Source organism: Haematospirillum sp. H1815 (genome assembly GCF_012102705.1).
Lineage (GTDB): Bacteria > Pseudomonadota > Alphaproteobacteria > Rhodospirillales > Rhodospirillaceae > Haematospirillum.
In genome coordinates this window covers 17,129-44,111 of sequence record NZ_JAAVTA010000004.1, presented here as the reverse complement: position 1 = coordinate 44,111, position 26,983 = coordinate 17,129, and the positions used below count along the sequence as shown (strand labels likewise).

24 protein-coding genes are annotated in these 26,983 nt (G+C 53.6%); 14 read left to right on the top strand and 10 right to left on the bottom strand.

The window, feature by feature from the left end; translation table 11 throughout:
- Positions 1–37: 37 nt before the first annotated feature.
- A complete protein-coding gene (locus HEQ60_RS05045) occupies positions 38–3,646 on the bottom strand; it encodes a vitamin B12-dependent ribonucleotide reductase (RefSeq protein WP_168070162.1) in 3,609 nt (1,202 codons plus the stop codon).
- A gap of 389 nt (positions 3,647–4,035) precedes the next feature.
- Here HEQ60_RS05045 and HEQ60_RS05040 point away from each other — a divergent pair, with 389 nt between their 5' ends.
- The 4 genes from HEQ60_RS05040 to HEQ60_RS05025 are packed head-to-tail and all read left to right on the top strand — an operon-like array spanning position 4,036 to position 5,910.
- Positions 4,036–4,386 (top strand): NADH:ubiquinone oxidoreductase subunit NDUFA12, encoded by a 351-nt coding sequence (locus tag HEQ60_RS05040; protein ID WP_168019113.1) that lies wholly within the window; start codon positions 4,036–4,038, stop codon positions 4,384–4,386.
- Complete coding sequence (locus HEQ60_RS05035; RefSeq protein WP_168070160.1) at positions 4,371–5,003, top strand: outer membrane lipid asymmetry maintenance protein MlaD; 633 nt, start codon at positions 4,371–4,373, stop codon at positions 5,001–5,003. The genes HEQ60_RS05040 and HEQ60_RS05035 overlap by 16 nt, the downstream gene beginning before the upstream one ends.
- Positions 5,003–5,500, top strand: a complete 498-nt coding sequence (locus tag HEQ60_RS05030; RefSeq protein WP_168070158.1) for an MlaD family protein — start codon at positions 5,003–5,005, stop codon at positions 5,498–5,500. The genes HEQ60_RS05035 and HEQ60_RS05030 overlap by 1 nt, the downstream gene beginning before the upstream one ends.
- Entirely contained in the window at positions 5,500–5,910 is a 411-nt protein-coding gene (locus tag HEQ60_RS05025) for a DUF2155 domain-containing protein (RefSeq protein ID WP_168070407.1), read from the top strand. Before HEQ60_RS05030 ends, HEQ60_RS05025 begins: the two co-directional genes overlap by 1 nt.
- A 15-nt stretch (positions 5,911–5,925) precedes the next feature.
- Here HEQ60_RS05025 and aat read toward each other — a convergent pair whose 3' ends face one another.
- The 4 genes from aat to aroQ all read right to left on the bottom strand — a co-directional run bounded on the left by aat (position 5,926) and on the right by aroQ (position 8,977).
- On the bottom strand, positions 5,926–6,564 hold the full coding sequence (gene aat / locus HEQ60_RS05020) for a leucyl/phenylalanyl-tRNA--protein transferase (protein WP_168070156.1): 639 nt from the start codon (positions 6,562–6,564) through the stop codon (positions 5,926–5,928).
- A 161-nt stretch (positions 6,565–6,725) separates the two neighbouring features.
- Complete coding sequence (gene accC / locus HEQ60_RS05015; protein WP_168070154.1) at positions 6,726–8,069, bottom strand: acetyl-CoA carboxylase biotin carboxylase subunit; 1,344 nt, start codon at positions 8,067–8,069, stop codon at positions 6,726–6,728.
- A 20-nt stretch (positions 8,070–8,089) separates the two neighbouring features.
- Positions 8,090–8,533 (bottom strand): acetyl-CoA carboxylase biotin carboxyl carrier protein, encoded by a 444-nt coding sequence (locus HEQ60_RS05010; protein ID WP_168070152.1) that lies wholly within the window; start codon positions 8,531–8,533, stop codon positions 8,090–8,092.
- On the bottom strand, positions 8,534–8,977 hold the full coding sequence (gene aroQ, locus HEQ60_RS05005; protein ID WP_245183778.1) for a type II 3-dehydroquinate dehydratase: 444 nt from the start codon (positions 8,975–8,977) through the stop codon (positions 8,534–8,536).
- A 192-nt stretch (positions 8,978–9,169) separates the two neighbouring features.
- Here aroQ and thiS point away from each other — a divergent pair, with 192 nt between their 5' ends.
- The 10 genes from thiS (at position 9,170) to HEQ60_RS04960 (ending at position 18,637) form a co-directional block, all read left to right on the top strand.
- Entirely contained in the window at positions 9,170–9,370 is a 201-nt protein-coding gene (thiS, locus tag HEQ60_RS10970) for a sulfur carrier protein ThiS (RefSeq protein ID WP_245183774.1), read from the top strand.
- 3 nt (positions 9,371–9,373) lie between these two features.
- Complete coding sequence (locus tag HEQ60_RS05000) at positions 9,374–10,168, top strand: bifunctional sulfur carrier protein/thiazole synthase protein (protein ID WP_245183773.1); 795 nt, start codon at positions 9,374–9,376, stop codon at positions 10,166–10,168.
- A gap of 168 nt (positions 10,169–10,336) precedes the next feature.
- Positions 10,337–11,620 carry a flagellar hook protein FlgE gene (locus HEQ60_RS04995; protein ID WP_168070148.1) on the top strand — a complete coding sequence of 428 codons (1,284 nt, stop codon included), beginning with the start codon at positions 10,337–10,339 and terminating at the stop codon, positions 11,618–11,620.
- A gap of 202 nt (positions 11,621–11,822) precedes the next feature.
- On the top strand, positions 11,823–12,104 hold the full coding sequence (locus HEQ60_RS04990; RefSeq protein WP_168070146.1) for a hypothetical protein: 282 nt from the start codon (positions 11,823–11,825) through the stop codon (positions 12,102–12,104).
- 94 nt (positions 12,105–12,198) lie between these two features.
- The gene (locus HEQ60_RS04985; protein WP_168070144.1) at positions 12,199–13,383 is read left to right on the top strand and encodes a phosphoserine transaminase; all 1,185 of its coding nucleotides are present in this window, start codon (positions 12,199–12,201) and stop codon (positions 13,381–13,383) included.
- A gap of 177 nt (positions 13,384–13,560) precedes the next feature.
- Positions 13,561–14,850, top strand: a complete 1,290-nt coding sequence (locus tag HEQ60_RS04980; RefSeq protein WP_168070141.1) for an adenylosuccinate synthase — start codon at positions 13,561–13,563, stop codon at positions 14,848–14,850.
- A 148-nt stretch (positions 14,851–14,998) separates the two neighbouring features.
- Positions 14,999–17,011, top strand: coding sequence for a protein kinase family protein (locus tag HEQ60_RS04975; RefSeq protein ID WP_168070139.1), 2,013 nt, complete (start codon positions 14,999–15,001; stop codon positions 17,009–17,011).
- Positions 17,011–17,523: a hypothetical protein gene (locus HEQ60_RS04970; protein ID WP_168070136.1), complete on the top strand. Its 513-nt coding sequence runs from the start codon at positions 17,011–17,013 to the stop codon at positions 17,521–17,523. The genes HEQ60_RS04975 and HEQ60_RS04970 overlap by 1 nt, the downstream gene beginning before the upstream one ends.
- Positions 17,524–17,859: 336 nt before the next feature.
- Positions 17,860–18,297, top strand: coding sequence for a DUF423 domain-containing protein (locus tag HEQ60_RS04965; protein WP_168070134.1), 438 nt, complete (start codon positions 17,860–17,862; stop codon positions 18,295–18,297).
- The gene (locus tag HEQ60_RS04960) at positions 18,263–18,637 is read left to right on the top strand and encodes a response regulator (RefSeq protein WP_168070131.1); all 375 of its coding nucleotides are present in this window, start codon (positions 18,263–18,265) and stop codon (positions 18,635–18,637) included. The genes HEQ60_RS04965 and HEQ60_RS04960 overlap by 35 nt, the downstream gene beginning before the upstream one ends.
- 54 nt (positions 18,638–18,691) lie before the next feature.
- Here the strand turns inward: HEQ60_RS04960 and rpmG are convergent, their stop codons facing one another.
- The 5 genes from rpmG to dprA form a co-directional block, all read right to left on the bottom strand.
- Positions 18,692–18,859 (bottom strand): 50S ribosomal protein L33, encoded by a 168-nt coding sequence (gene rpmG, locus HEQ60_RS04955; protein ID WP_066135890.1) that lies wholly within the window; start codon positions 18,857–18,859, stop codon positions 18,692–18,694.
- 115 nt (positions 18,860–18,974) lie between these two features.
- A complete protein-coding gene (locus tag HEQ60_RS04950) occupies positions 18,975–20,588 on the bottom strand; it encodes a S41 family peptidase (RefSeq protein WP_168070128.1) in 1,614 nt (537 codons plus the stop codon).
- Positions 20,589–20,703: 115 nt separating this feature from the next.
- Entirely contained in the window at positions 20,704–23,016 is a 2,313-nt protein-coding gene (gene rnr / locus HEQ60_RS04945; RefSeq protein ID WP_168070126.1) for a ribonuclease R, read from the bottom strand.
- A gap of 18 nt (positions 23,017–23,034) precedes the next feature.
- Positions 23,035–25,683 carry a type I DNA topoisomerase gene (gene topA / locus HEQ60_RS04940; protein ID WP_168070123.1) on the bottom strand — a complete coding sequence of 883 codons (2,649 nt, stop codon included), beginning with the start codon at positions 25,681–25,683 and terminating at the stop codon, positions 23,035–23,037.
- 73 nt (positions 25,684–25,756) lie between these two features.
- Positions 25,757–26,896 carry a DNA-processing protein DprA gene (gene dprA / locus HEQ60_RS04935; RefSeq protein WP_245183772.1) on the bottom strand — a complete coding sequence of 380 codons (1,140 nt, stop codon included), beginning with the start codon at positions 26,894–26,896 and terminating at the stop codon, positions 25,757–25,759.
- Between the last annotated feature and the right edge of the window lie 87 nt (positions 26,897–26,983).

The window sequence follows — 26,983 nt, the reverse complement described above, 5'->3', positions numbered from 1 at the left end:
GGAAAGAGAAGGGGCCGGCATACAGGCCCCTTTTCATTTACGAGCAGCCGTTGGTTGAGCCACACGTTTCGCATTTCATGCAGGTTCCGTTACGGACTAGCGTGAAATTTCCGCACTCTGTGCAGCTGTCACCTTCATATCCTTTCAGGCGTGCTGCCCGAATACGATTGCTCCGATCGGATGAAGATGGGCCTAGACGCGTGCCGCCATAGCTGGTTCCGCCGCCCTGTGCTGTTTTCAGAACATACAGGTTGGACAGGTCAGCTGTGCGAACGTACCCCTTGGAAACAGTGCGCTCTACCAAGTTCTCCCCCCATTGGTCCAAGTCTCCCTCTTCATGGCCATCGCCAATGGCATCGGGAACCAGATCCGCAGGTTCAACATGGGCCAGATCGGTGCGACCCAGATAACTGACGGCGACTTCCCGGAAAATATAGTCAAGAATGGAAGTGGCCATCTTGATGGCGTCATTTCCCTCCACTATGCCGGATGGTTCGAAGCGAACAAATGTAAAGGCCTCGACAAACTCTTCCAGCGGTACGCCGTATTGCAGGCCGATTGAAATGGCGATGGCAAAGTTGTTCATCAAAGATCTGAAAGCGGCTCCTTCCTTGTGCATGTCAATGAACAGCTCGCCGAGTGTTCCATCCTCATACTCTCCTGTTCGCAGATACACCTTGTGGCCGCCAACAACGGCTTTCTGGGTATATCCCTTGCGTCGATCAGGAAGACGACGGCGCACAGCTGTCCTGATCAGGCGTTCCGTGACCTTTTCGGCAACAATGGCGGCCCGCTGCGGAGAGGGCGCCTTTACAACTGTTTCAACAAGATCAATGGCATCTTCGATATCGTCGTCGGTATGGGTATCCAGCACAGCCTGCAAGGGCTGCGACAACTTGGAGCCATCACGATAGAGTGCGTTGGCTTTGAGTCCCAGTGACCACGATAGTTCATAGACACGCCGGCATTCTGCCACGGTGGCATGAGCTGGCATGTTAACCGTCTTTGAAATGGCTCCAGAGATAAATGGCTGGGCCGCAGCCATCATCCGTATATGGCTTTCAGCGGACAGAAACCGGGTTCCGGTGCGCCCACACGGGTTTGCGCAGTCAAAGACTGGCAGGTGTTCCGGTTTCAGATGAGGTGCTCCTTCCAGGGTCATGGAGCCACATACCCACGTGTTGGCACGTTCAACCTGTTCCTGGCTGAAGCCAAGAGCCTTCAGCATGTCAAAGCCCGGGTCGTCGGTTATGGTGTTGCTGAGACCCAGAACGGTGCGGCAGAAATCGTCCCCCAGCGTCCACTTGTTGAAGACAAAGCGGATATCAAATGCGGATTTAAGAGCTTGCTCCAGCTTGTCCAGAACCTCAGGCGTGAAACCAAGACGGGAGAGGGCCTCATGGTTGATATCCGGGGCCTTTTCCAAGGATCCATGACCAAGGGCATGGGATACAATGGCATCAATTTCGGCATAGCGATACCCGAGGGAATGCAGTGCCAGCGGTACCATACGGTTGATGATCCGGAAGTATCCGCCCCCCGCCAGTTTCTTGAACTTCACCAGTGAAAAGTCCGGCTCTATGCCGGTGGTATCACAGTCCATGACCAGCCCGATTGTCCCGGTGGGTGCGATGACACTGACCTGGGCATTGCGGAACCCGTGCCGTTTTCCCATTGAAAGGGCGTGATCCCAGGACTGCCGGGCTGCTTCTGTCAGCTGGATATCAGTACAGGCTGCAGCATTGAGGGGGGTTGGTGCAACGCTGAGGTCCTCGTACCCTTCTGTATGTCCATGGGCTGCCCGATGATGATTGCGGATCACGCGCATCATATGCGGGGCGTTGTCGGCATATCCGGCAAAAGCACCCAGTTCACTGGCAATTTCGGCAGAGGTTGCATAGGCGGTTCCGGTCATCAAGGCCGTGATGGCGGCACACGTCGCCCGTCCTTCCTCGCTGTCATAGGGGATGCCATTGGCCATCAGGAAGCCACCCAGGTTGGCATATCCCAGCCCGAGGGTACGGAATCGGAACGACTGCTCGGCGATACGTGCCGACGGGAACTGTGCCATCATGACCGATATTTCAAGCACCAGCGTCCACAGGCGGCAGGCATGGGCAAAGGTGGCGCTGTTGAAAGTGCCATCTTTTTCCCGGAACGCCATCAGGTTCAGGGATGCCAGATTGCAGGCTGTATCATCCAGGAACATATATTCAGAGCAGGGGTTGGATGCATTGATCCGGCCGGATACGGGGCAGGTATGCCACTCGTTGATGGTGGTATCGAACTGTACCCCGGGATCGGCACAGGACCAAGCAGCTTCGGCCATGCGGTCCCACAGGTCTCGGGCCGGAACGGTTTTGGCTGTTGTACCATCTGTGCGCTGTCGCAGGGTCCAGTCCTTATTCTCGCGAACAGCTTCCAGGAACAGATTGCTGATCCTGACGGTGTTGTTGGAGTTTTGGCCGGAAACCGTGGCATAGGCTTCGGAGTCCCAGTCTGTGCTGTATTCCGGGAAGGTGATATCGACAAAGCCTTCGGCTGCCAGCTGAAGGGTACGGCGGATCAACGTTTCGGGAACATCGGCCTTGCGTGCTTCCCGGATGACTTTTTTCAGAGAGGCATTGCGGTCCGGGTCACAGCGGGCTTCGGGCTCCCCCGTCGCATTCCGGCATGCAGCCAGCAGGGCACGTGTGTAGCGACGGATACTGCGCGATCCTGCAACAAGGGCGGCAACCTTCTGCTCCTCCCGCATTTTCCAGTCGATAAAGGACTCAATATCTGGATGGTCGATGTCAACAATAACCATTTTAGCGGCCCGGCGTGTTGTTCCACCGGATTTGATCGCACCGGCGGCCCTGTCGCCAATTTTCAGGAAACTCATCAAACCGGATGACCGACCCCCACCAGCCAAGGGTTCATTCTCTCCACGCAGGGTCGAGAAATTGCTGCCGGTTCCGGAACCGTATTTGAACAGGCGCGCTTCACGGACCCACAGGTCCATAATACCCCCATCACCCACCAGATCGTCGTTGACCGACTGAATGAAGCAGGCGTGGGGTTGGGGGTGTTCATATGCCGATGTCGAGCGTGTCAGCTTTCCGCTCTGGTAATCAACGTAGAAATGCCCTTGTCCCTTGCTGTCGATCCCATAGGCCCAGTGCAGTCCTGTATTGAACCACTGTGGGGAGTTGGGAGCGCCAATTTGACGGGCCAGCATGTGACGTGTTTCGTCATAGAATGCTGCGGCATCCTGTTCTGTTGAGAAGTAACCGCCTTTCCACCCCCAGTAGGCCCATGTGCCAGCCATGCGGTCAAAAACCTGCCGGGCATCATGCTCTCCTCCACTGCGTTCGGCTTCCGGCAGGGAAGCCATGGCATCAACATCCGCAATGCGTCTTTGCAGAAAAGAGGGCACGCCCTTTTCCCGTACTGGTTTCACCGCCTTGGGGACGCCGCGCTGCCGAAAGTATTTTTGTGCCAGGATATCGGTTGCAACTTGGCTCCAGGCAGAGGGAACAACAATATCGGCATGCCGGAAGACCATCGAGCCGTCCGGGTTGCGAATTTCGCTGGATGCTGTGCGGAATTCTATCCCGGTGTAGGCGTCTTGGTTTTCGGTTGTGAACAGACGGTTGATCTTCATGGCGCTCTCAGCCTTTTTTCCGCTGGTGGCATGCGGTTTTGCATCGCAGGTCTCCCGGGTGTGTCCGGGGGGTAATTTTCCTGTGAGACGCGAGGCAAGCACAATATGTAGTGCTCTATTCACATCTACAACGCTACATTACGATTTGTTGCTGTCGCGAACAAATAAATTATCTGACCTGGACGGCAAAAAAATGGTTGTTCTCCGTCCAGGTCATTCCAGTGCCGTGCCGTGTTTGTATCTGTGCACGCTGGACGCTGCCGGGGGTTTGCCGCATAATGGGAGGCACAGTACCCTGCGAAGCCCCCTTCACAGGGTCTCTTCTGTTGATTTGTGCCGGTTAATGCTGGTACACCCTAGTTTCCTGTTCTCGAAGGAGGCGTGCGAGGATGATCACCGGCACCTTGGTACATACCCTGCTCTGTGGTCGCCAGGTTGGCACTGATGAGTTTGGAAATCGTTACTACGAGGCCCGGAAGAACCCGCGGACGGGGGAGCGCCGCCGTCGTTGGGTGCTCTTCAAGGGAGAGATTGAGGCATCAAAGGTGCCACCCCACTGGCATGCTTGGCTGCACTATACGACGGATGCCCCGATAGTGGTGTCTACGCATGCTTGGGAGAAACCTCATACCAAGAATATGACGGGTTCTTCTTCGGCCTATGTTCCTCCGGGTGATGACCGGGCAGGTGGCCGTCGTGCCCCGGCGACCGGCGACTATGAGCCGTGGCGTCCGGCCTGAATGTTCAGAAGGCGGCTGTTATCCTGATGTCAGTACGTATGGCGTCTCTGGTAACTTATCGGGACACGCTTGTCGGCGGTGTCGTTCTTGCCTGTCTTGCATTTGCTTTGGGTGCGAATGCTTTGGGGCGGGGTCGTTCCGAGGTGGCTGAGGGATATCTGCTGCGTGCCTCTTTTCATAGTGCGGAAGGTTTGTCTGTCGGCGCGGATGTACGTCTTGCCGGCGTTTCCGTTGGTCGCGTTTCTGCCCAGTCCTTGGGTGGGGCAGGCCGTGCTGATATTGATATGATTGTTTCCAATGGCGTTTCCATTCCCTTGGACAGCGCTGCAATGATCGAGACCGATGGCCTTTTAGGGTCGAAATATATTGAAATACAGCCTGGCGGCGACGACGATCTTCTGAAAGCAGGACAGGCTTTCGGGTATACGCAGGATTCACTGGTTCTTGAGGATTTGCTGGGGCGTGTTTTGGAGATGGCGCGCAATAGGCAGTCGAAAGTTGTTCCGCCGTCCTGTCCCGTAACAAGGGATCCGGGCGTCTTGCCAAGGCGGGGTGTATCTTCGGATGATGAGCAGCACACACGGGCTACAACCCGGATGGACAAGCGGGAAGGCTGATGACACGTAATCCTATTGAAACCGTGATAGGTGCTCTTGTACTGGCCGTGGCTTTGCTCTTTCTGCTTTTTGCTTGGCAGAGTGCGGATCTCCGCCCCGTTTCGGGGTACCCTGTACACGTCCAGTTTAACAAGGTTGGCGGCCTTGCTGTTGGTGCGGATGTTCGTATTTCTGGCATCAAGGTGGGTAGTGTCAGCCGCCAATTTCTTGATAATCAGACCTATCGGGCCATTGTGTCGCTCTCCATTATGCCCGGGGTTCAGCTCCCGGAAGATACCGTTGCCAGTATTGCATCTGACGGTCTTCTGGGCGGCAAGTTTGTGCGACTGGAACCCGGTCAAAGTCGTTCCTTCCTGGAATCAGGCGGAACAATCGCGAACAGTCAGGATTTCCGGTCTGTGGAAGATATGGTGAGTGAACTGATTTTCCTTGCGACGAAGGAACCGGCTTCTTCTGGTGCTACTCCGGTGCCGGACAAAGGGTCTTTACCAGAGTGATGGGGACATTGAAAGGGCGGACTGAATTTTTGCTGCACTCCGTGTGTGCGGTGGTGGTTGCCGTATCTACTACGGTATCGTTTATCACGCCTTCCGGAGCGGCTGAAACAATCGAGCGGCGTATTGCTGTTTTGCGTTGGTTGGATAAAGCTGCTGCCAGAGTTCAGACCATGGAAGTTGAAGTGAACCGCACCTTCCAGATCCAGACGCTTCAGATTATCGCTCGTGCATGTGTCGGGCGTCCTCCTGAAGAACCACCTGAAAGTGCTGTTTTTCTTGATGTATGGGAAAACAAGGCTAATCAGCCTGCGGTCGAGGTCTTCCGTGGCTGGATGTATGCTTCCAGTCCTGGCTTGTCTGCTATGGAGCATCCTGTCTATGACATCTGGGTTCTGGACTGCAAGGAATAGCGGGAAGGCTCTATCTTAGTAGATATGGCTTCTGATCATCCATTCTGGTGCATGAACCGGGAACGTTGTCTGAACCACGATAGCCGAGGCCAGCATAGACCGATATTCGTTTTTCGGCACTTGTCGCGCTCCAAACCGTGACAAATGGTCTGTTATGAACTGTGTGTCGAGAAGCATGAAACTACCCAGACGCAGGCGCCCCACCAAATGGCAAAGGGCTACTTTTGAAGCGTCTGTTGCGCGTGAGAACATGCTTTCTCCAAAGAATGCGCCGCCCAGTGCCAGACCATAAAGCCCACCAACCAATACGTCCTCCGCATTCCATGTTTCGATGGAATGCGCGAGCCCCATGTCATGTAGTTCATGGAAGAGGGACTCAATTTCTTTGTTAATCCACGTGTCAGGTCTGGTCGTTGTTGCTTCTGCACATCCTTGTATGACTTCGGCAAATGCTTTGTTACAGGTTACGTGGAAGCGATCACTGCGCAGTGTTTTCCGCAATGACCGGGAAATATGGAAGTTTGTATCCAAGGGCAGGATGCCCCGCTCGTCCGGGTCAATCCAATATACCGTGGGATCACCCTGTGAGCGTGCCATCGGGAAAACGCCGTATGCATAGGCTCTTAGCATAAGCTCTGGTGTGATGGGCGTCATTGATCCCCACAGAAAAGGGAAAACGCGGCCTGCTCAGGATAAGGTACCGGTGTCATATCGTCAGCGCATTTCCATAATGCGGCCTGAAATGTGCCGCTTCTGAAAAGAGTACCCATAGAAAAATCCCCCGTACGGAACGGGGGATGGAAGCAACCAACATTTTACTTGGAGCGAGACAAGAACTCTTCAAGCCAACGAATATCGTAGGCACCATTCTGGAAGTCATTGTCTTCCAGAAGCCGGCGATGCAGAGGAATTGTTGTATCGATGCCACCGACAACAAATTCCCCCAAAGCACGACGCAGGCGCATCAGGCATTCGTTGCGACTGGTTCCATGGACAATCAGTTTTGCAATCATGCTGTCATAGTGAGGGGGAACTTTGGCCCCGGAAAACAGCCCGGAATCAACGCGAACGCCCAGCCCACCGGGTTGGTGAAAATCATTGATCTGGCCTGGGCAGGGCCGGAAAGTTTCCGGATCCTCAGCATTGATGCGGCATTCAATAGCATGCCCGGAAAATGTGACGTCAGATTGGCTGTAACCCAAGGGAGCACCATTGGCGATGCGCAGTTGCTCGCGAACCAAGTCAAGGCCGGTGACGGCCTCGGTAACGGGGTGTTCTACCTGCAGCCTTGTGTTCATCTCGATGAAAAAGAATTCACCATTTTCATACAGGAATTCAATCGTTCCAGCATTCCTGTAACCTAGGCGCCGTATGGCAGCTGTTGCAATGTCTCCGATGCGTTCACGTTCTTCGCTGTTCAGGGCCGGAGAGGGCGCTTCCTCCAGAACTTTCTGGTGGCGTCGTTGCAGCGAGCAGTCGCGCTCTCCCAAGTGAACGACGTTCCCATGGTTGTCTGCCAGTATCTGGATTTCAATATGTCTGGGATTACCCAGGTATTTTTCCATGTAAACTTCAGCATTGCCAAAAGCACTCAGCGCTTCAGCCCGGGCCGTAGACCAAGCCTCGGCCAGTTCATCACGCGAGTTGGCAACCTTCATGCCGCGCCCCCCACCTCCGGCGCTGGCCTTGATCAGAACGGGGAAGCCTGTTGTATCAGCAACCGCATGGGCCTCTTCCAAGGTTTCGACGGCTCCTGGTGATCCAGGTACGACGGGCAAGCCAACCTCTACGGCTGCTTTTTTGGCAGTAACCTTGTCGCCCATCAAACGGATATGATCCGGGCTGGGGCCGATCCACGTAATACCGTGTTCTTCCACCATGTGGGCAAAGTCGGCATTCTCTGACAGGAAACCATAACCGGGATGAATGGCATCAGCACCGGTTATGACGGCCGCAGAGATGATCGCAACCTTGTTCAGGTAGCTGTCGCGCGTGGCGGGTGGTCCAATACATACGGATTCATCAGCCAATCTGACGTGCATGGCCCCCGCATCTGCTGTGGAGTGCACAGCAACGGTTTTGATACCCATCTCACGGCAGGCACGATGAATCCGCAGGGCAATTTCACCACGATTGGCAATAAGCACTTTATCGAACATTGGTGTTTCCGTCGCGCTGCTTATTCAATGATGGCCAAGGGTTCGCCGTGCTCGACAGGCTGTTTGTCGCTGACAAGGATCTGGACAACGCGCCCTGCGCAATGCGCTGTGACCGGGGTGTAGGTCTTCATTGCCTCTATCAGCATCAGGGTTTGTCCCTGGCTAACGGTTTGTCCGACGGATACGAAGGGAGCTTCTCCTGCGCCTGGAGCCAGATATGCCACCCCAACCATTTTTGACGTGACGGTACCCGGGTGCAAAGCCGGCGTCTCATCCGCAGTTGATCTGGTCGCTGGCGCTGCCAGGGGTACTGTTGCCGGTGCTGCATGGGTGACAACAGTAGCCGCCTTGCCAACGCGGATACGAAGGGCCTCTGTCTCGTACTCAATCTCATGCAGGCCTGTATCATCCAGCAAAGAAGCAAGCTGGCGGATGGCTTCGCTGTCGATAGTGGTCTTGCTCATTTATTTCTCTTTCTGTTTCTGGTCGGTCAGCAGCGCATTCAGCGCATCCAGGGCCAAGATGTACCCGTGGCTTCCCAAGCCGCAGATCATTCCGTGGGCAGCCCGGGCAATCCAGGAGTTATGGCGAAAAGGTTCACGCCGGTGAATGTTGGTCAAATGCACCTCTATTGCGGGGATCTGGACCGAAAGAAGGGCATCCATCAACGCAATGGACGTATGTGTGTAGGCTGCGGCGTTTATTACAAGACCGCCGAAGGCCCCTGGTGCTTCCTGTACCCAAGAGACCAGTTCGCCTTCATGGTTGGACTGCCTGAAAGCCAACGTCATCCCCAGCCCTGCCGCATGCGTATGGCACATTGCCTCTATGTCAGCCAGTGTTTCATGGCCATAGAGGTCTGGTTGCCGTGTTCCCAGCAGATTAAGGTTGGGTCCATTCAGGATCATAACCGATGTGCGCACGCGTCTTGACCTGCCGTACAGGGTGAAGGGAAATGACATAACGTGGCTTCTGCATAGCCCAAAGCGGACTTTCGGGCAACAGGGACCGTGATATGTTGCCAAGAGAGGCCTGTCGGCCCATATTCCGTCTGTAGCCGGCCAATCAGCCCTTTGCCCCGTTAATTGTGGATTGCGTTTATGGAATTGATTGTCAATGGAGAACGTCACGCTGTGGCTCAGCGGGTGACTGTGCAAGAGTTTCTTGATTCTGTCGGATTGGACGCCCGCAAGGTTGCGGTTGAGCGTAACCGCGAGATTGTGACCCGTTCGGCTTATGGGCAAACGCTCCTCGATGAGGGCGACAGGATTGAGATCGTTCATTTTATTGGAGGTGGCTGAGCCATGGTCGAGGCGCTGGTGTGTGAGCGTGCGGATACTTTCAGCATTGCGGGAAAGGTGTTCTCGTCCCGTTTGCTGGTCGGGACCGGTAAGTACAAGAATTTTGAGGAAACAGCGCGGGCTATAGAGGCGTCGGGCGCTGAAATTGTTACAGTGGCTGTGCGCCGGGTCAATATAGCGGATCCGGGTCAGCCGATGCTGGTCGATTATGTCAGTCCCAAGCGGTATACTTATCTGCCCAATACGGCAGGCTGCTTTACAGCTGATGATGCCGTGCGGACTCTGCGCCTTGCGCGTGAGGCCGGGGGGTGGAATCTGGTAAAGCTGGAAGTGCTGGGGGATCAGAAAACGCTGTATCCGAACATGCCAGAGACCCTGAAAGCTGCGGAAGAGCTTATTCGGGACGGCTTCCAAGTGATGGTATATTGCTCTGATGATCCCATACAGGCCCACATCCTTGAGGATATGGGGTGTGTTGCCATCATGCCTTTGGGTTCCCTTATCGGGTCAGGCCTTGGTATTCTGAATCCTGTCAATATCCGCCTTATTAAAGAGCAAGCCAAGGTTCCTGTGCTGGTTGATGCCGGCGTCGGAACAGCATCGGATGCAGCAGTCGCAATGGAACTTGGCTGCGATGGCGTTCTGATGAATACCGCTATTGCGGGGGCTCGGAACCCTGTTCAGATGGCCTGGGCCATGAAGTTGGCGGTTGAATCTGGTCGCTTGGCTTATCTGGCTGGGCGGATGCCCAAAAAGCTGTATGCCGATCCGTCATCGCCCTTGGCTGGGTTGATATGAACAGTGGGTCGGCAAAATATGCCGGCTGTCGTGGGGCAGGGAGGTCTGGAGAGACCTCCCGTTCTTTTTAAGACATTGATGTAAAAAGATTCTCTCTCTTGGCACCTGTCTTGCTTCTGGGTCAATCGCTCTTAAGGTGTGTGGCCGGCTTTGCAAGTGAGGGGTGCCATGGCGATTTTTGGGGTTCTGAATACATCAGGTACAGCTATGAACGCGCACAGCGTTCACATGAACCAGATCAGCACGAATATCGCCAATCTGAACACCACGTCCTATAAAGATATCGAGACGCATTACCAGACCTTGAAGAACAGGGTCGGTCCTCTTGGTAATTTTTTCGGGGTCAAGACCGCTGAAATTCGTCGTGTGGAGGAGCAGGGGCTTGTAGCGCCCACGGCACGTTATCTGGATGTGGCAATCAATGGCGCCGGTTTCTTTGTGCTTAATACCGCGGTTGATGGGTCGGGAGAGCAAAAGTATACGCGTGATGGCTCGTTTACCGGCGAGGTTTATGTCCGGGGTGGGGATACAAATGGGGATGGTCTTCCTGACCAAGGGACGCACCTAGTAACCCGGAGTGGCGTTTACGTCATGGGTTACAAGGCTGCGGAGGATGGGACATTCTCCAACACCATGTCAGCGATTGACTATTCCAATGAAGCCATAGATCCCGGGCGGGCAACGTCCAAGGTTGAGTTGCGCGGGAATGTCCCGGCAACGGAACTGCAGAAAATTACCTATCGTCTTAATGTTCCTGTTATCCAGCAGATTACGTCTCCAGAAGGTGTTCCGCAAACTGTAATGCATGGAGTTCGTCTTGCCTTTACCCCTCGGGATGCTGTTCCGGGAGGCTGGACCTTGGTGCCATCAGGCGATGCCGGCATCGCGAGTGTGACGACAACGCCTGATGAAATTAAGTTCACAGGTGAAGGTAAACTTGATGTGGCCGCTTCAGGCGGGGGGATAACAACCCTGACAATTACATATGATGGTGGCCAAACGCAGGATGTTGCCGTTGATCTCAGGCAAATGACGCAGTTCAGTGGTGGAGATGACCTGGAGTTGCGTCAACTGATACAAGATGGTTATACCGCCAGTGTCATGCGTGATGTTTACTTCAACAGCGAAGGGGTTATGCTCGGACGTTTTTCCAACGGCGTTGAGAAGCCCTTGTACAAGTTGCCAATTGCCACATTTCCAGCTCCCCAGAAGCTTGATCTCCAGAATAACAATATCTACGCAGCGACAGAGGACGCAGGGAAACCCACAATCAAGTCTCTTAGCCCTGATGACAGAATATCAGAATTTGTCGGAAGTGCCTTGGAGTACTCAAATGTCAGGCTTGAGGATCAGTTCAGTCGTATGATTATCACGCAGAGGGCTTATAGCAGCGCAGCTACAGTCTTCAGAACTGGTGATGAAATGGCAAAGACAATACGCGATATGTTCTAGATATCATGTTTATAGATACTTGTATGTTTCTGCCTAGAATAGAATGAACGGTCAGGGATAAAAATATCCTAACTTTTTCCGTGGAAACATGGGAAAAATTATACTCTATTACTATCTGAATGTTGTGATAACTCCATGCCTTGGCCATCAACTATGCGGGCTATGGCACAGGTGGCGGGGTGTGTTGTCCAGGAGGCATATCGTGGGGGATTCTGGTGGGCGTGTTGGTACCCGTACCAAAAGCGGGGACAGGGTGATTGTGTGGAAAGGAATTGCTGCTCGTGGTTTTCACAGTATTCTCCGTCGTTTGAATCCCTTGTGGCATCGTGCCTTTACGTCCTTTGACCGGGTGCGTGAGGAGATTGAAATGGATCGGCATCGCCGCCAGATCCTTGGTCTTGACGAGCGCCTTTTGAGAGATGTCGGCTTGAGTGCCGCAGATGCCTGGAAAATTGCCCGCCGTCGCGATAAGCGGGGCAAATAAGGAAACCGTGGGCTGATATTTTGCATTTCTATCTGGCTGTGACAGGGTTATCCTTCGTGCCCTTGTTTTTACTTCTGTCGCAGAGCATCCGTTCATGTCAGAAAAACCGGCCCGCTATCCTCGGCGTCCTTTCTTTTCGTCCGGCCCGTGCGCCAAGCGACCAGGGTGGTCGCCTGCGACTCTTGAGGGTGCCCTTCTTGGGCGTTCGCACCGCTCTGCTGCGGGACGCGCCAAGCTGGAAGAGGTTATTACCCGCCACCGGGCTCTGTTGCACATCCCCGAAGATTGGCGGTTGGCGATTGTGCCGGCATCGGATACTGGTGCCGTCGAGATGGCAATGTGGAATCTCCTTGGTGCGCGCGGGGTTGATGTTCTGGCTTGGGAGGTCTTTGGGCGGATCTGGGCCGACGATGCGCGTGATCAGCTACGTCTGCCTGATTTGAAAATTTATGATGCTGCCCCGGGCTATTTGCCGGACCTGGCACGGGTAGATTGGTCCCGTGATGTTGTTTTTCCATGGAATGGCACAACATCGGGCGTTTGCATCCCTCATGCAGACTGGATCGCGGATGATCGCAAGGGGTTGGCGATTTGTGATGCAACGTCGGCTCTTTTTGCCATGGATGTGCCGTGGAAGAAACTGGACGTTGTTACATGGTCTTGGCAAAAGGCCTTGGGGGGTGAGGCAGCCCACGGCATGCTGGCTCTTGGTCCACGCGCTGTCGAGCGCCTCCATTCCTATACGCCGCCTTGGCCTCTGCCCAAGATTCTGCGTTTGACGACCGGAAGGCAGCTGAACGAGGCTCTTTTTGTTGGTGAAACGCTCAATACGCCTTCGCTTTTGTGTGTGGAGGATATTCTGGATGCCCTGAAATGGGCAGAGGGTCAGGGTGGACTGCTGGCCTTGCAGAAGAAGTCCTCGCAAACGTTGGCTCTTGTTCGTGAATGGGTTAACAGGTCACAATGGGCTGCTTTTCTGGCTGAGGATCCTGCAACGATCTCTTGTTCTTCCATCTGCCTGAAAATCGTTGCGCCGTGGTTTCTGGATCTTGGGCCTGAACGGCAAGTTGCTACGGCTCGTGCCATAACGGATTTGCTTGAAGCGGAAGGGGTTGGTTTCGATCTTGCGTCCTATCGTGGCATTGTCCCCGGTATCCGTATATGGGCTGGTGCCACTGTTCTGACCGATGATGTGGCATGTCTTCTGCCGTGGCTGGACTGGGCCGTAGAGACTGTATCAAGGAACACAAAAAATAGTATGCAGGAGATCCGTATTTGAGGTTGCCTGGTTCCGCGGCAATAGGATAAAGAGTGTTACCGCCGGTCATGGGGTTCCCGTGGCCGGCGGAGCCTTGTGCGGCCTGTCTTATTGTCCGATAGAGCCCGTATTGCATGGTTTCAGTTTTGTGTGTGGTCGTCATTTTTTGGCGCCCTCTCTGAAGCAAGGAAAGCTTCCATGAGCAATGTGGTTGTTATCGGTTCCCAATGGGGAGATGAGGGCAAAGGCAAAGTTGTTGACTGGCTTGCTTCCCGAGCCGATGTCGTGGTCAGGTTTCAGGGTGGGCACAACGCCGGTCACACACTGGTTGTGAATGGAACGTCTTATAAGTTGAGTCTCTTGCCGTCCGGTGTTGTTCGCGGGACTCCGTCTGTGATTGGCAACGGCGTTGTTATCGACCCGTGGGCGTTGTCCCGCGAGATTGAGGTTTTGTCTGGACAAGGCGTTACGGTTACGCCCGATGTTCTGATGATTGCCGATAATTGCGCCCTTATTCTGCCATTGCACGGTCATCTGGATCGTGCGCGTGAAGAGGCTGCTGGCAAGGGAAAAATCGGAACCACCGGACGTGGTATCGGGCCCGCTTATGAAGACAAGGTGGCGCGCAGGGCAATCAGGGTTTGCGATCTTGCTGATCCCGATTCTCTGGATATGAAGATTGATCGCCTGCTGACGCATCACAATGCCTTGTTGAAGGGGTTGGGGGCAAAGACCTTGGATGCCGCTTCGATCCGGGCAGAGCTGGAAGAGATCGCCCCACACATTCTACCCTATGCGCGCCCTGTATGGCGCGAGCTGGCGGCTTATCGCAAGATGGGCAAGAGAATTTTGTTCGAAGGTGCCCAAGGGGCTCTTCTTGACGTTGATCACGGAACGTACCCCTTTGTCACGTCGTCAAACACGTTGGCTGGACAAGCAGCTGTTGGCTCTGGTATGGGGCCTGGCGGTATTGGATATGTTCTTGGGATTACAAAGGCTTATACGACTCGTGTAGGTGAGGGACCATTCCCGACAGAGTTATTTGACGAGAAGGGTGAGCGTCTTGGCGTTCGTGGGCATGAATTTGGTACAGTGACCGGGCGCAAGCGCCGTTGTGGTTGGTTTGATGCTGTTCTTGTCCGCCAGTCAGTGAAACTTGGCGGGATCGATGGTATTGCCCTGACCAAGCTTGATGTGCTTGACGGCTTTGATATCCTCAAGGTCTGTGTTGCTTATCGCCTTGATGGAAAAGAGATTGATTATTTTCCTTCATCCATGAGTGAACAGGCACGTGTTGAGCCTGTTTTTGAGGAGATGGAAGGATGGACCCAGAGCACGGAAGGTGCGCGATCGTTTGCAGAGCTGCCCGCGACAGCTGTCAAGTACGTGCGGCGTATAGAGGAATTGATTGAAGCCCCTGTTGCGCTTCTTTCAACAAGCCCTGAGAGAGATGACACGATTCTGATGCACGATCCATTCGAGGATTAATCCTCAATCCTCGTTTCTGTATTTTTGATACGGCTCAGTTGACAGGACTGGGCCGTATTCTTTTTCAGTCATTTATCATTTAGAAAATTCTGGTAACCTGCATGAGAAAAGCTGATCACAAGTCAGTTTCTTGGCGGGGATGCGTAGAATGCCAAGCGGGGGTGATACAGCCGAGACTGTCGTTCTGCGGGATCGTTTTATAATTGATCCCTCTATGCCCCTGCCAGATCTTAATATGCCTCATGCTGATGCATATCATGCCGAAGATCGCCGAGGATCCGGCAAGCCGGTCTATGCTCTTGTATGCCGTACGGATCTTCCTGTGCGTATTGGAGCCATGCGTGCCCTGAAAGGGGTCCAATCCCCCGGACTTTTACAATTACTGGAATGGGGTACGGTAGAATGGCCTGCCTTGGGGCGGAAGGTGATGGTTGTTGTCTACGATCGCCCTTCCGGCGGTCGGGTTCTGCCAGCTCCCGGTCAGCGGTTCGATCCGATATCAGAGGTTAATTTTGTCAAGAAAGTCTTTCGTCCACTTTATCATGCCTTGAATGAAATATCCCAGCATGGGGTGACGCACCGGGCTATCAGGCTTGACAATATGTATTGGTTTGACAAGGAGAAAGAACGCCTGGTTCTGGGTGACTGCACGACATCACCACCGGGATATGATAATCCGCCAGCTTATGAGCCCGTTGAATACGCCATGTGCATACCGGAGGGGAGAGGAAGTGGAACCCTGAAGGAGGACATGTATGCGTTGGGTATCACGTGTATTGGCCTGATGAATGGGCGTGATTACGTCTCCCAGTTGCCAGATGTTGATGTTGTCCTGTCAAAATTGGCGCATTCAACATATGCCAATTATGCGGGCGAGGGGCGTGTGCCCATGAATTTCCTGGAAATTATAAAAGGCCTTGTTGCTGATGAGCAACGAGACCGCTGGGGGTTGGAGAGTATGGACATGTGGCTGAACGGCCGACGTCTTACCCCCATACAGCCACAGCCGGCGCGGCGATCACAAAGGCCTTTTAAATTTGAGGGGAAGGATTACACCTCAGCCAGAGAACTGGCCAATGCTATGGCCATGAACTGGGATGCCGCTTCGGCCCCTATTCTGGATGGTCGTCTGGAAATATGGTTACGGCGTGGCCTGGAAGTCACAGAGCTTGCCGATGCTGTTGCATTGGCCATCCGGATGAGCCAGGCCGTCCAGATAGAGGCCCGTCAGGTTAATGATCTGACCATTGCACGCGTCTTGATGTTGATGGACCCCCGTGCGCCAGTACGTTATCGGGATATCCATGTGCATCCCGAGGGACTTGGGAATGCGTTGGCTGTGACTATTATGCAAAAGAAAGCTCTGCGGCCTTATGTAGAAATTATTGGCCGTGAATTGGTGAAGTACTGGGTTGAGGCCCAAGGGTATCATGACGCAGAGTTGGGGCATTTTGAAAGTCAGGCGAAGGAGCATGCTGGTAATCTGAGCACGACAATGATGGGGTATGGTATAGAGAGGTGTGCCTATGAGATGAGCGATACTCTTCATTGTCTTAGTTCTCTTGTAGAGGCAGAGTACGTGAGTGAGATCAGGGAGCTGCTTCCGGCTCTGGATCGTGTTTCATCCAAGGTTGATCCAAAGACGCAGGTTGTTGATCGCCATATAGCGGCATATATCGCGGTGAAGTGGCAGCGTGATACCAAGGTGCAGTTTCGTGCCATGGCGGAGCCAGATGAATACAGGGCAACGCTGGGCATGGTCAGTCTTCTGGCCGTTCTGCAATGGCGCCTTGGTCCCCCTGCCTTGCATGGACTATGTGGCTGGATTGGTGGGCAGTTAGGGCCCATTATAAACAGCTATCACAGCCGTATTCGCCGCAAGGATCTGGAGGAGCAAATCCCCAACTTGGTTCGCAAGGGGAGTTTGCCAGAGCTTTATAATACCTTGGACAATCAGGAAGAACGACAAAAGGATGCAGAGGGATTTGCCTGGGCCAGGGCAGAGTATAGTTCTGCCGAGCAGAAGATTCGTAGTTTTGAGCAGGGAAATCTTGTCAGGGATGAAAGGGGCTATGCGCGGGGGCAGCAAATGGGTGCCCTGTTGTCTGTTGCCGTTGCGCTTTTGACTGTCACGACGCTTGTTTTCCTGAGGATGATATAATGGCAGGTGATCCTAAGAATGCGTCGGTTGTCAGGAAGAAGTCGGGTGGAAATGTTATTACTCTGCTCCTCATTGTTCCTCTTATTTTTATGTTTATGCCGACATTCATATTCTTGACCATCGTCATGATGCCAAGCCTTGTGGCCTTTGTTGTTGACAGAAGCAAGCAACGCTATGGGGCCATAACGGTTGGGGGAATGAATTTTGCGGGCTGTTTCCCATGGCTGATGGATCTTTGGTTGCATGATCACTCGGTACCGCATGTCCTTGATCTTTTAACCAATGTCTGGGCGCTGATTGTCATTTTTGGTAGTGCCGGGCTTGGGTGGATTTTATCTTCCACCGCTCCGTTTCTGGCCTCAACAATTATGTCTGTGACCTCAACGCACAAAATCGCCGGACTGCAGGCGCGCCAGAAGCAACTTCTGGAAGAGTGGGGGCCGGAAGTCTCCCGTGCAGATACAGGGGAAGATATTCTGGCGGCGGATACTCCTGTCACAGAGGAAGAGTAAGCATACATATATCAGACTATCTATGTTGCAAAAACAGACATATTTTTCTGTTTATTGTTTATCTGGGCGCTCAAGATAGAGCTTCTGGTTAATGGCCCCTGTTTTGTAGGTGTGGCTGTTCTTCTGGCTTGCCCGGTTGGCGTTTAGCGAGGACAATAGGCTTGGGTTCGACGGAATCGTGCACCGCAATCTTTCGTCTTTGTGACGTGAGAGAGTCAGATGCTCTTGCTCTTGCGATGGTAGCTGCGTTGTACAGATCCACTTTCCCTCAAAAGCGCACTAGGCGGGGCTGTTTGCTCCGCCTCTTTTTTTACACAAGAGATTGGAGACGGTGCGATGCCTTTGATAATGATGTGGGCTTCCGTTAACGGCTTCGTTGCAATTGTTCTTGCGGCTTGGGCAAGCCATGGAGCCGTCATCGAAGGTTCTTATGAAAGCAGTTTGATAACGAAAGCATCATATTATCAACTGGTTCATTCTGCTGTTATCATGTGGGTTGCCGTTCTGGCTGAAAGATCAATTCTCTTTCGTATTGCGGGCCTTCTCTTTGGATTAGGGCAGATTTTGTTTTGTGGCTCTCTCTATCTGATTGCGCTCTTGGACGTTCCTGCCGGTCATGGAGCGCCGCTTGGTGGAATCAGCTTTATGGCAGGATGGGTGATGTGTGCCATTGCGGGCGCTATGCATGGTGCTCAAGGTAGGAGAATGGTAGAAAAGGTGGGTGAGGGGGCATATGAGAATGCGCAAGCTGATCTTGATCGTCGAAGACAATGAACTGAATATGCGGCTTTTTAATGACCTGTTGCAGGCCAGTGGATACGAAACCTTGCAAGCTAGGGATGGACGTAATGTGATCGACTTGGTTCGCCGCAGTCAGCCTGACCTTATCCTTATGGATATTCAGCTACCGGAGATTTCCGGAATGGATATAATCCGTGATCTCAAGAAGGATTCCGAATTACGCTCAATACCCGTCATTGCCATAACGGCCTTTGCCATGTCCGATGATGAGCGCAGGATCCGCGAAAGCGGGTGCGATGGCTATATATCAAAGCCTATAGACGTTTCTGGTTTTTTGGAGACGGTGAAGTGTCTTCTGGAGGGGCCGCACTAAAAAGCCGGCACCTCTTTTCAGAGATGCCGGCCCCTATGAAGCAAGTGAGCTCTCTTACTTCATCTTCGTTTCACGAAACAGGACGTGCTTCCGCACAACCGGATCGTATTTGCGAAATTGAAGCTTTTCCGTGATATTGCGAGGATTCTTCTTGGCAATGTAGAAGTACCCGGTATCTGCGGTGCTCTCAAGCTTGATCTGAATAGTGGTCGGCTTCGCCATAACCCGAATTCCTGAACCCGAAATATTACCCGAGCGGCGGAGCATACAGATAATATTGGGAGAGTCAAGAGAAAGAGGTCGGGGACATAACAGCTGCCCCTCCGCATTGGCTTTGTCAGTGATAAGACAAGGGGAAAGAGGGCATCATGATTGCAGCCGTTATATCCTTGTATAAGGCATTGTTATTAATGATGTCCCTGGCAACAATAATATCGCTATAACGTCCACCATGACCTTCAGGAGGGCATAAGGAACGAAGAGACTCTCGTCCCTCACGGTCTGTTAGGCCAACCGTGCGCCACCGCGCCGCTATAGCGGCAGTAGCATCAATGTTACCGCCAAGAGTTTGTAATGGCTGTATATTGCCAAATCTCAGGGTTGATGTACATAGTGTTGGCATAACCCCAAGCTTGTTAAGGGAGTATCCGGCAGGGGTATGGAGCCGGGACCACGTCAGTGTCAGCTCTCCATTGTTGGGAAGGCGGATTATGGTCTGTACTGTGCCTTTCCCGTATGTTGATGTGCCAACAACGAGCGCTCTCCCCTTGTCTTGCAGTGCAGCGCCCAGTATTTCTGCGGCTGATGCGGATCGTTCATCAAGTAGTACAACAATGGGGCGCCCGCCCATAATATCGCGGCCGTCGGTGCTATAGCGTTGTACCGACTCCGGGTGGCGTCCAAGGGTGGAGAGCAGACGTCCTGAAGAGACAAAGAGCCCCGCACATTCGACCGCCTGATCCAGAAGGCCGCCTGGATTACCGCGTAAATCAAGGATCAGTCCTCTTAACGAGCCCTTGTGTTTCCTTTTAGCCTCATGGATAAAATCCGCTAACTTTTCAGCCGTATTTTGACTGAAGTAGCGAATGTGAATGATTGGAACAGCGTCTTCAGCAAGCTGGGCATCTACGGTCTGAACGGCAGCCAGTCCTGGTTTGATATTGAGGTCACGGCTAAGGCCGTTTCTTTCGACTCTCAGGCGTAGTGGTGGCCTCACAAGACCACGAATATAGTGAGCGATATGTTCGTGATTTCCTTTTATATCCGACAGGTCTGTATTCCCGATTCTTGTAATATGGTCTCCTTTCAGGAGGCCGGATAGTTCTGCTGGCGTATCGGGCTGGACATCAAGTACCAGCAAGTGATCCCTCATAATCTGATAGCGCATACCAATGCCGCCATAGCCGCTGCGATTGGCTCTTTGTTCGGCGGCTTCTTCCGGGCTGGCGTACCGTGAGAATGGGTCAAGATGTGAAAGAATAGAACCAAACAAGGCTCGGTAGAGAGGCTCTGGCTTTGTAATCTGGATATGAGGAGAGAGTTGTCCTGCATGCGTGATAACGTTGACAACAAGATGCCCCCATGCAGTCGGATCTTTTTGCGTGGGCATGGCAAATGCACCGATCGGTGTATCTTTTTGGTGAAGATGGAGCCAGTTGTTTTCGGTGCGCAGTTTCAGGTCAGGGTCCATGGCTATGACACCATGGAGCCCATCTTGGGCTATCGTGCCGATATCAGCTGGCTCCAGAGAGCGTGCTGCAATCACGTCAAGGCCATAGGATATAACCCGGACCATGTCTTCCTGGTCATGCCCCTCGGTACGAGGCTGACCTTCCAAGGATACATGTGATGCATAACAGGTCACCGAGAGCCAAGTCAGCACCATGGCTATTCCCAGAATCCAAGCCAGCTTGCTGGGTATATGCGACCGACAGTGCATTGTGGCTGGCATGGGGTATAATCTGTTCCAACTATTTACTGGTGCGCTTGGTCATTCAAATTTTCTCTGAAAGCCAGCCGTTCTTATTATGATCGCAGAAGGAAACACCAAACAAGCGCAGATACCGCTATTTCCTCTTCCCTGGTTTCCTTTTTGTTGGTGACGCAGGGTAGGCCACTTGTAAATCACGCGGTGCTTGTTTGGACCCAGCTTTGCGCCGGTTGCTCTTGACAGGTTTTGGTCCCCGACGGGCTTGCGTGTTGGTATTGTCACGTTGTAAGTCCTGAGAGTCTCTTCCTTGGCGGACGATTTCAAAAATCAATGAGCCGGTCAGGGGATCAGCTTTTGCAAGAGTGACCAAGATACGATCGCCCAACGTGTACGACATTCTGCTGTTTTGTCCGGTCAGGCGATGTGCTCCCTCGTCATAATGGTAAAAATCATCTTGCAGTGTGGATATCGGTATCAGACCGTTGGCACCTGTTTCATCCAGCTCGACAAAAAGGCCGAAACGATTGACGCTGGCAACGCGTCCTGCAAAGCGGGCCCCTACCTTTGATGCCATGAAATGAGCCGTATACCGGTCTATGACATCACGTTCGGCCTGTGCAGCCCTTCGCTCCGTAGATGAAATGTGCTCGCCTGCCTGGGGAAAGGATACAGCCTGTTCTTCCGGTAGATATTCGTTCCGTGTTCCCAGCCCAAGCCCCGATATCAGAGCCCTGTGTACCAAAAGATCCGCATAGCGCCGGATGGGGGAGGTAAAGTGCGCATAATGACGCAGACCCAAGCCAAAATGCCCGCGGTTCTCAGGCGTATAGATGGCCTGTGACTGGCTGCGCAGAACGACCGAGTGTACCAGATGCTCATAGGCCGTATCTTTGACCCGTTCCAGAATATGATTGAAGTTACGGGGGGTCAGGGCACCAGTCGCCAGATTTAGACCAATTGTGCGCAAAAATGTACGCAGGTTCTCCAGACGTTCCATCGGGGGCTCGTCGTGCACCCTGTACATGCAGGGGGCTTCCAGTGATTCCAGTGTTTCTGCGGCACAAACATTTGCGGCAACCATCAGCTCCTCAACCAGGCGATGGCTGTCGCTCTGGATACGTGGCTGGATCGCGGTAACAGCCCCGGTGGTATCGACCAGGATCTTTCTCTCCGGGATCGTGATCTCCAAGGCACCGCGATGTTCCCTGTGTGAGCGAAGAGACTTGAAGCAACCGTATAGAGGCTTCAGGATATCTTCGGCAAGCGGTGACGTTGTTTCATCCATGATGCCATCGAAAGCATTCTGAACCTGGGTATAGGTCAAACGTGCCCTGGATTTCATCAAGCCACGGACGAATGTATGCCTTATTTTCTTGCCTTTGGCATCAAACCACATGTGGACAGCCACGCAGGGGCGTTCTTCGTTCGGGCGGAGTGAGCACCATCCGTTCGAAAGAGCCTCTGGCAGCATGGGAACAACCCGGTCAGGAAAGTAGACCGAATTGCCGCGTTCATACGCCGTCTTGTCCAGTGGGGTACCGGGGCGCACATAGTAAGATACGTCCGCAATGGCAACCAGCGCGTGCCATCCTCCATCCTCTGTTGGCTCTGCCCATACAGCGTCGTCAAAGTCCCGGGCGTCTTCGCCGTCAATCGTTACCAAAGGAACAGACCGTAGATCCGTACGCTTTCCCAAGGGGGCTTTCCTGGCCTTGGCTGCTTGCTCCAAGGCATCTGCAGGGAATTCTACGGGGATACCATGGGCATGAATGGCAATCAGGCTGACAGCCCCGGGGCTGTTCATCGAGCCAAGCCTTTCCAGAACTTTCGCCTGGCGTAGACCGGAACGCCGTCCGGAGAGAATCTCAGCCTCCACCAGCTCCCCCACATGGGCCCCGGCAGCGTCACCTCTGGCGATAACATAGCCTTGGCGGTCCCGACGATCTGTGGGGCGCAAGAGCAAGCCGTTAACTCCAGCTTCCAGAATACCCAGAACGCGCGCTGGTGTTTCAGCAAGCTTCTGGATGACGTGGCCGTTATAATTTCCGTTGCGTCCCGGTGTCAGCTTGCACAGCACGTGGTCCCCGACCCCGACCGTTGGCAGGCCGCGGCGTGTTGTCGTGACAAAAACCCGGGGAGGCGATCCTTTCTGTTCCCATGTTAAAGGCCGCCCTACCAGTTCCCCCTCGGAATCTGTTCCGGTTATCTGAACTGCGACCATCTGGGGCAGACGTTCCGGATACTGGGGGCGCTGTTTGTGACGGCGCTGGATTTTACCCTCTTTCTCCAGTCCTTTTATGATTTGTTGTAGAAGCGGGCGCTGCTCTGCCGTCAGGTTGAAGGCCCGGGCCAGTTCGCGTTTACTGATCCGGCCCGGATTTCCCTGAATAAAGTCGAGCACATCCTTGCGGGTGGGAACAGGGACATGTTTTGGATTTTTTTTTGCCAAAATCAGGGCCTCCTGCACTCAGGAGACATCATCGTCATCGGTTTTCTTCTTGCTGCGTGATCGCGGTGCAGGCTTGCTTGCCGTTTTCTCTTTTTTGTCAGCCGGCTTGGCAGCCGCTTTTTTGCTTTTTGTTTTGGCAGCGGTCGCTTTGCCGGCCTTTGGATTTTTTTCGGCCTTGGCGGCCAGCCATTCCAAGGCTTGATCCAGCGTTACTGTTTCAGGATCGGTACCCTTCGGAATATTGGCCCGTATGCTGCCATGTTCCACATAGGGGCCATAGCGCCCTGAAAGGAGCTGCACGCTCTTTCCGTCCACGGGATGGGCGCCCAGTTCCTTGCCGGCTGCCTTGGGTGCACGTGTCTTTGCCGATGCCAGAAGATCTACGGCACGGTTGATGCCTATATCCAGGACATTGTCTTGGCGCAGGTTGACGTATTTTCCATCGTGCACAATGTACGGACCAAAACGGCCAATGCCAGCCAGAATGGGTAGACCGGTTTCGGGGTGTTGACCAACCGTTCTCGGCAAGGAGAGGAGAGACAGTGCACGCTCCAGATCGATGGCCTGAGGATCTATGTCCTTTGGCAATCCGGCTCGTTTGGGTTTGGTCTTTGCCTTTCCTTCCCCAGTTGCTTCTCCCAGCTGCACATACCAGCCATATGGCCCCTTGCGTACTACAACGGCCAAGCCGGTTTCCGGGTCTGCCCCCAATTCACGGTCTCCCGCGCCTGCATCTTCGCTATTTCCGCCCAAGGGACGAGTATAGCGACACTCGGGGTACGTCGAGCATCCGATGAAGGCCCCGGTCTTTCCAAGTTTCAGCGAAAGACGCCCGGTTTGGCAGGATGGGCAGAGGCGGGGATCGGATCCGTCTTCCTTTTCCGGGAACAGATGCACGCCAAGGTCAGCGTCCAGGGCATCAAGCACCTCGCTGATTCTTAGATTCTTGGTTCCGGATATCGCCTGTGTAAAATCCTGCCAGAAATTGCGGAGCACATCTTTCCAGTCTACTGCGCCAGCTGATATTTCATCCAGCTGATTTTCAAGGGTAGCCGTGAAATTATATTCCACATAACGGCGGAAGAAGCTTTCAAGGAATGCCGTGACAATACGTCCCCGATCTTCAGGAATGAATTTACGTTGTTCCAGCCTGACATAGCTTCGATCCTGCAGGACGTGGAGAATCGAGGCATAGGTGGAGGGTCGCCCAATGCCAAGTTCTTCCATCTTCTTGACCAGACTGGCTTCAGAATAGCGGGGCGGAGGTTGAGTAAAGTGCTGATCGGTCCGGGCGTCCGACAGTGTAGTCATTTCTCCCTCATGCAGAGGGGGAAGTATACGTTCCTTGTCCTCGTCATCCTGGCCCGATACATCATCAAGATCTTCCCGGTACAGGGTCAGGAAGCCCTCAAAGACAACGGTTGAGCCATTTGCGCGAAGTACTGTTTTCCGGTCCCGGGTCGACAGGTTCACGCCGGTTTGGTCAAGCAGGGCACTTTCCATTTGACTGGCAACGGTACGTTTCCAGACAAGTTCGTAGAGTTTGAACTGATCATCATCCAGGGAATCGCGAACATCTGCCGGACGCAGAAAGACGTTGGTCGGGCGAATGGCTTCGTGCGCTTCCTGGGCATTCTTCTGTTTTGTCTTGTAAACCCGGGGTGTTGAAGGAAGCAGTTTGTTGCCCCATCCCTGTTCAATCAAGGTGCGGATGTCATTGACAGCTTCCGGTGTTATGGAAACAGCATCTGTACGCATATAGGTGATCAGACCAACGGTTTCACCGCGGATTGTTACACCTTCATATAGCCTTTGTGCTGTTTGCATCGTCCGGGTGGCGGAAAAGTACAGTTTCCGTGCGGCTTCCTGTTGCAGTGTCGATGTTGTGAACGGCGGGGCAGGGTGGCGTTTGGCCTGCTTGCGTTCCAGAGATGAAACGGTAAAGGCACCCGCCTTGACGGCAACAAGTGCCCTTTCAGCGGAGGACGCATCGGACAGCGAGAACTTTTCAAGCTTCTGGCCATCCAGATGCGTCAGGCGCGCTGTAAAAGGTTTGTCCATGGCCGAGCGCATGTCAGCCGTAATTGTCCAGTATTCTTCGGAACGGAAGCGTTCAATCTCTGACTCACGCTCGCAGATCAGGCGCAGGGCAACAGATTGTACCCGGCCAGCAGAGCGTGACCCGGGCAGCTTCCTCCACAGCACGGGCGATAATGTGAACCCAACAAGATAGTCCAAGGCTCTTCTGGCCATATAGGCATCAACCAGAGGCTGGTCTATGTCACGGGGGTTATTTATGGCTTCTGTCACTGCGGTTTTGGTAATGGCGTTAAAGGTTACGCGCTTGACATCCACCCCCTTCAGGGCGCGCCGACGGGCCAGTTCCTCCAGCACATGCCAAGCAATTGCTTCTCCTTCACGATCCGGGTCAGAGGCCAGAAAAACCCGCTCGGCATTCTTGACTGCCTGAACAATCTCGCGAATGTGCTTTTCTGATCGACTGTCTGTATCCCAGTCCATTGCAAAGTCTTCATCTGGTCGGACAGATCCATCTTTGGGCGGTAGATCGCGCACATGGCCGAAGGATGCAAGAACGGTGTAATCCTTGCCCAGATACTTGTTGATGGTTTTGGCCTTGGCCGGCGACTCGACAATGACAACGTTCATGGGATATCCGGGCACACTTCTTTCCTGATTACAGAGTGGTGTCGTCCCACGATAATCCTTCTGTTCCAGAGAATTATGCAAGCACGGACACGCGACCTCCGGGGTGCCGTTCCAGGCGCCCCGCCAACTCCAGCTCCAAGAGAACCATGGAGACGACAGCCGGAGACAATTGGCATTGCCGGATGATTTCGTCAACAGTCACAGCAGCAGGTGACAGCAAACCGCCAACAATCTTCCTGGCCTCTGCCAAGACACTTTCGTTGAAATGCGACGGTTTTCCCTTGGAAAAATTAGTATATACGGGCTCGCAGAGGGGTGTGTGTCCGGCATTGCCCAACGCGAAAAGAATATCATCCGCACTTCTTACCAGTGTTGCGCCATCACGTATCAGATTGTTGGGGCCTTCACTGCGGGGGTCCAGGGGTGAGCCCGGTACGGCAAAAACATCTCGCCCCTGTTCAGCGGCCATACGTGCCGTGATCAACGAGCCGGATCGGGCTGTTGCCTCCATCACGACCAGGCCGCGTGACAGACCGGATATGATACGGTTACGCCGTGGAAAATGGCGGGCCTGTGGCTCAGTCAGAGGCGGCATCTCAGAAACAATGGCGCCTGTAGCCCGAATTTTATCATACAGATCCTTGTTCTCGGGCGGATAGATCACATCGGGGCCGCCAGCCATCACAGCAATGGTTCCTGTTTGCAGAGATCCTTCGTGTGCAGACCTATCAATGCCGCGCGCCAGTCCGGATACAACAGTCATCCCAGCCTTTCCAAGATCCATGGCCAGCCGCCAAGCCAGTTGGCGTGCGCCTGCCGATGCGTTTCGTGCCCCGACAATGGACACGCAGGGATTTTTCAGGACTGATTCATTGCCCATGATATACATGCAGGGTGGCGCATCATCGATTGCAGACAAAAGGGCAGGATAGCCCGGTTCAATAGCACAAAGCAGCCGTGCACCCATTGTTTCGGCTGTCATCAGTTCACGCTCTGCTATACTGGCGGAGCATATCTTGATGGGTTTGCCCCGCCCTCCACGGCGAGCCAGTTCCGGTAAGGCATTTAAAGCATCACGAGGTGTTCCAAATCGATCAAGAAGCTTGAAAAATGTAATGGGGCCAACGTTCTCGCTGCGGATCAACCGAAGCCAGCTGATCTTGTCGGAGTGAGACAGGGTGGAGGCGGGGGGAGAGAAAAGGGTCGTCATCATGACGACATATTATCTATCCAAGGTTATATATCAAGGCGATGATTGACCTCCCAATACTCTCCCCCATTATTACCAAGCGTTAATGTT

Excerpts from the sequence above, each read along its gene's own strand:
- HEQ60_RS05045 (WP_168070162.1), bottom strand. The coding sequence starts at position 3,646 with ATGAAGATCAACCGTCTGTTCACAACCGAAAACCAAGACGCCTACACC.
- HEQ60_RS05040 (WP_168019113.1), top strand. The coding sequence starts at position 4,036 with ATGATCACCGGCACCTTGGTACATACCCTGCTCTGTGGTCGCCAGGTT.
- HEQ60_RS05030 (WP_168070158.1), top strand. The coding sequence starts at position 5,003 with ATGACACGTAATCCTATTGAAACCGTGATAGGTGCTCTTGTACTGGCC.
- HEQ60_RS05025 (WP_168070407.1), top strand. The coding sequence starts at position 5,500 with ATGGGGACATTGAAAGGGCGGACTGAATTTTTGCTGCACTCCGTGTGT.
- aat (WP_168070156.1), bottom strand. The coding sequence starts at position 6,564 with ATGACGCCCATCACACCAGAGCTTATGCTAAGAGCCTATGCATACGGC.
- accC (WP_168070154.1), bottom strand. The coding sequence starts at position 8,069 with ATGTTCGATAAAGTGCTTATTGCCAATCGTGGTGAAATTGCCCTGCGG.
- HEQ60_RS05010 (WP_168070152.1), bottom strand. The coding sequence starts at position 8,533 with ATGAGCAAGACCACTATCGACAGCGAAGCCATCCGCCAGCTTGCTTCT.
- aroQ (WP_245183778.1), bottom strand. The coding sequence starts at position 8,977 with ATGATCCTGAATGGACCCAACCTTAATCTGCTGGGAACACGGCAACCA.
- thiS (WP_245183774.1), top strand. The coding sequence starts at position 9,170 with ATGGAATTGATTGTCAATGGAGAACGTCACGCTGTGGCTCAGCGGGTG.
- HEQ60_RS05000 (WP_245183773.1), top strand. The coding sequence starts at position 9,374 with ATGGTCGAGGCGCTGGTGTGTGAGCGTGCGGATACTTTCAGCATTGCG.
- HEQ60_RS04995 (WP_168070148.1), top strand. The coding sequence starts at position 10,337 with ATGGCGATTTTTGGGGTTCTGAATACATCAGGTACAGCTATGAACGCG.
- HEQ60_RS04985 (WP_168070144.1), top strand. The coding sequence starts at position 12,199 with ATGTCAGAAAAACCGGCCCGCTATCCTCGGCGTCCTTTCTTTTCGTCC.
- HEQ60_RS04980 (WP_168070141.1), top strand. The coding sequence starts at position 13,561 with ATGAGCAATGTGGTTGTTATCGGTTCCCAATGGGGAGATGAGGGCAAA.
- HEQ60_RS04975 (WP_168070139.1), top strand. The coding sequence starts at position 14,999 with ATGCCAAGCGGGGGTGATACAGCCGAGACTGTCGTTCTGCGGGATCGT.
- HEQ60_RS04970 (WP_168070136.1), top strand. The coding sequence starts at position 17,011 with ATGGCAGGTGATCCTAAGAATGCGTCGGTTGTCAGGAAGAAGTCGGGT.
- HEQ60_RS04965 (WP_168070134.1), top strand. The coding sequence starts at position 17,860 with ATGCCTTTGATAATGATGTGGGCTTCCGTTAACGGCTTCGTTGCAATT.
- HEQ60_RS04960 (WP_168070131.1), top strand. The coding sequence starts at position 18,263 with ATGCGCAAGCTGATCTTGATCGTCGAAGACAATGAACTGAATATGCGG.
- rpmG (WP_066135890.1), bottom strand. The coding sequence starts at position 18,859 with ATGGCGAAGCCGACCACTATTCAGATCAAGCTTGAGAGCACCGCAGAT.
- HEQ60_RS04950 (WP_168070128.1), bottom strand. The coding sequence starts at position 20,588 with ATGCCAGCCACAATGCACTGTCGGTCGCATATACCCAGCAAGCTGGCT.
- topA (WP_168070123.1), bottom strand. The coding sequence starts at position 25,683 with ATGAACGTTGTCATTGTCGAGTCGCCGGCCAAGGCCAAAACCATCAAC.
- dprA (WP_245183772.1), bottom strand. The coding sequence starts at position 26,896 with ATGATGACGACCCTTTTCTCTCCCCCCGCCTCCACCCTGTCTCACTCC.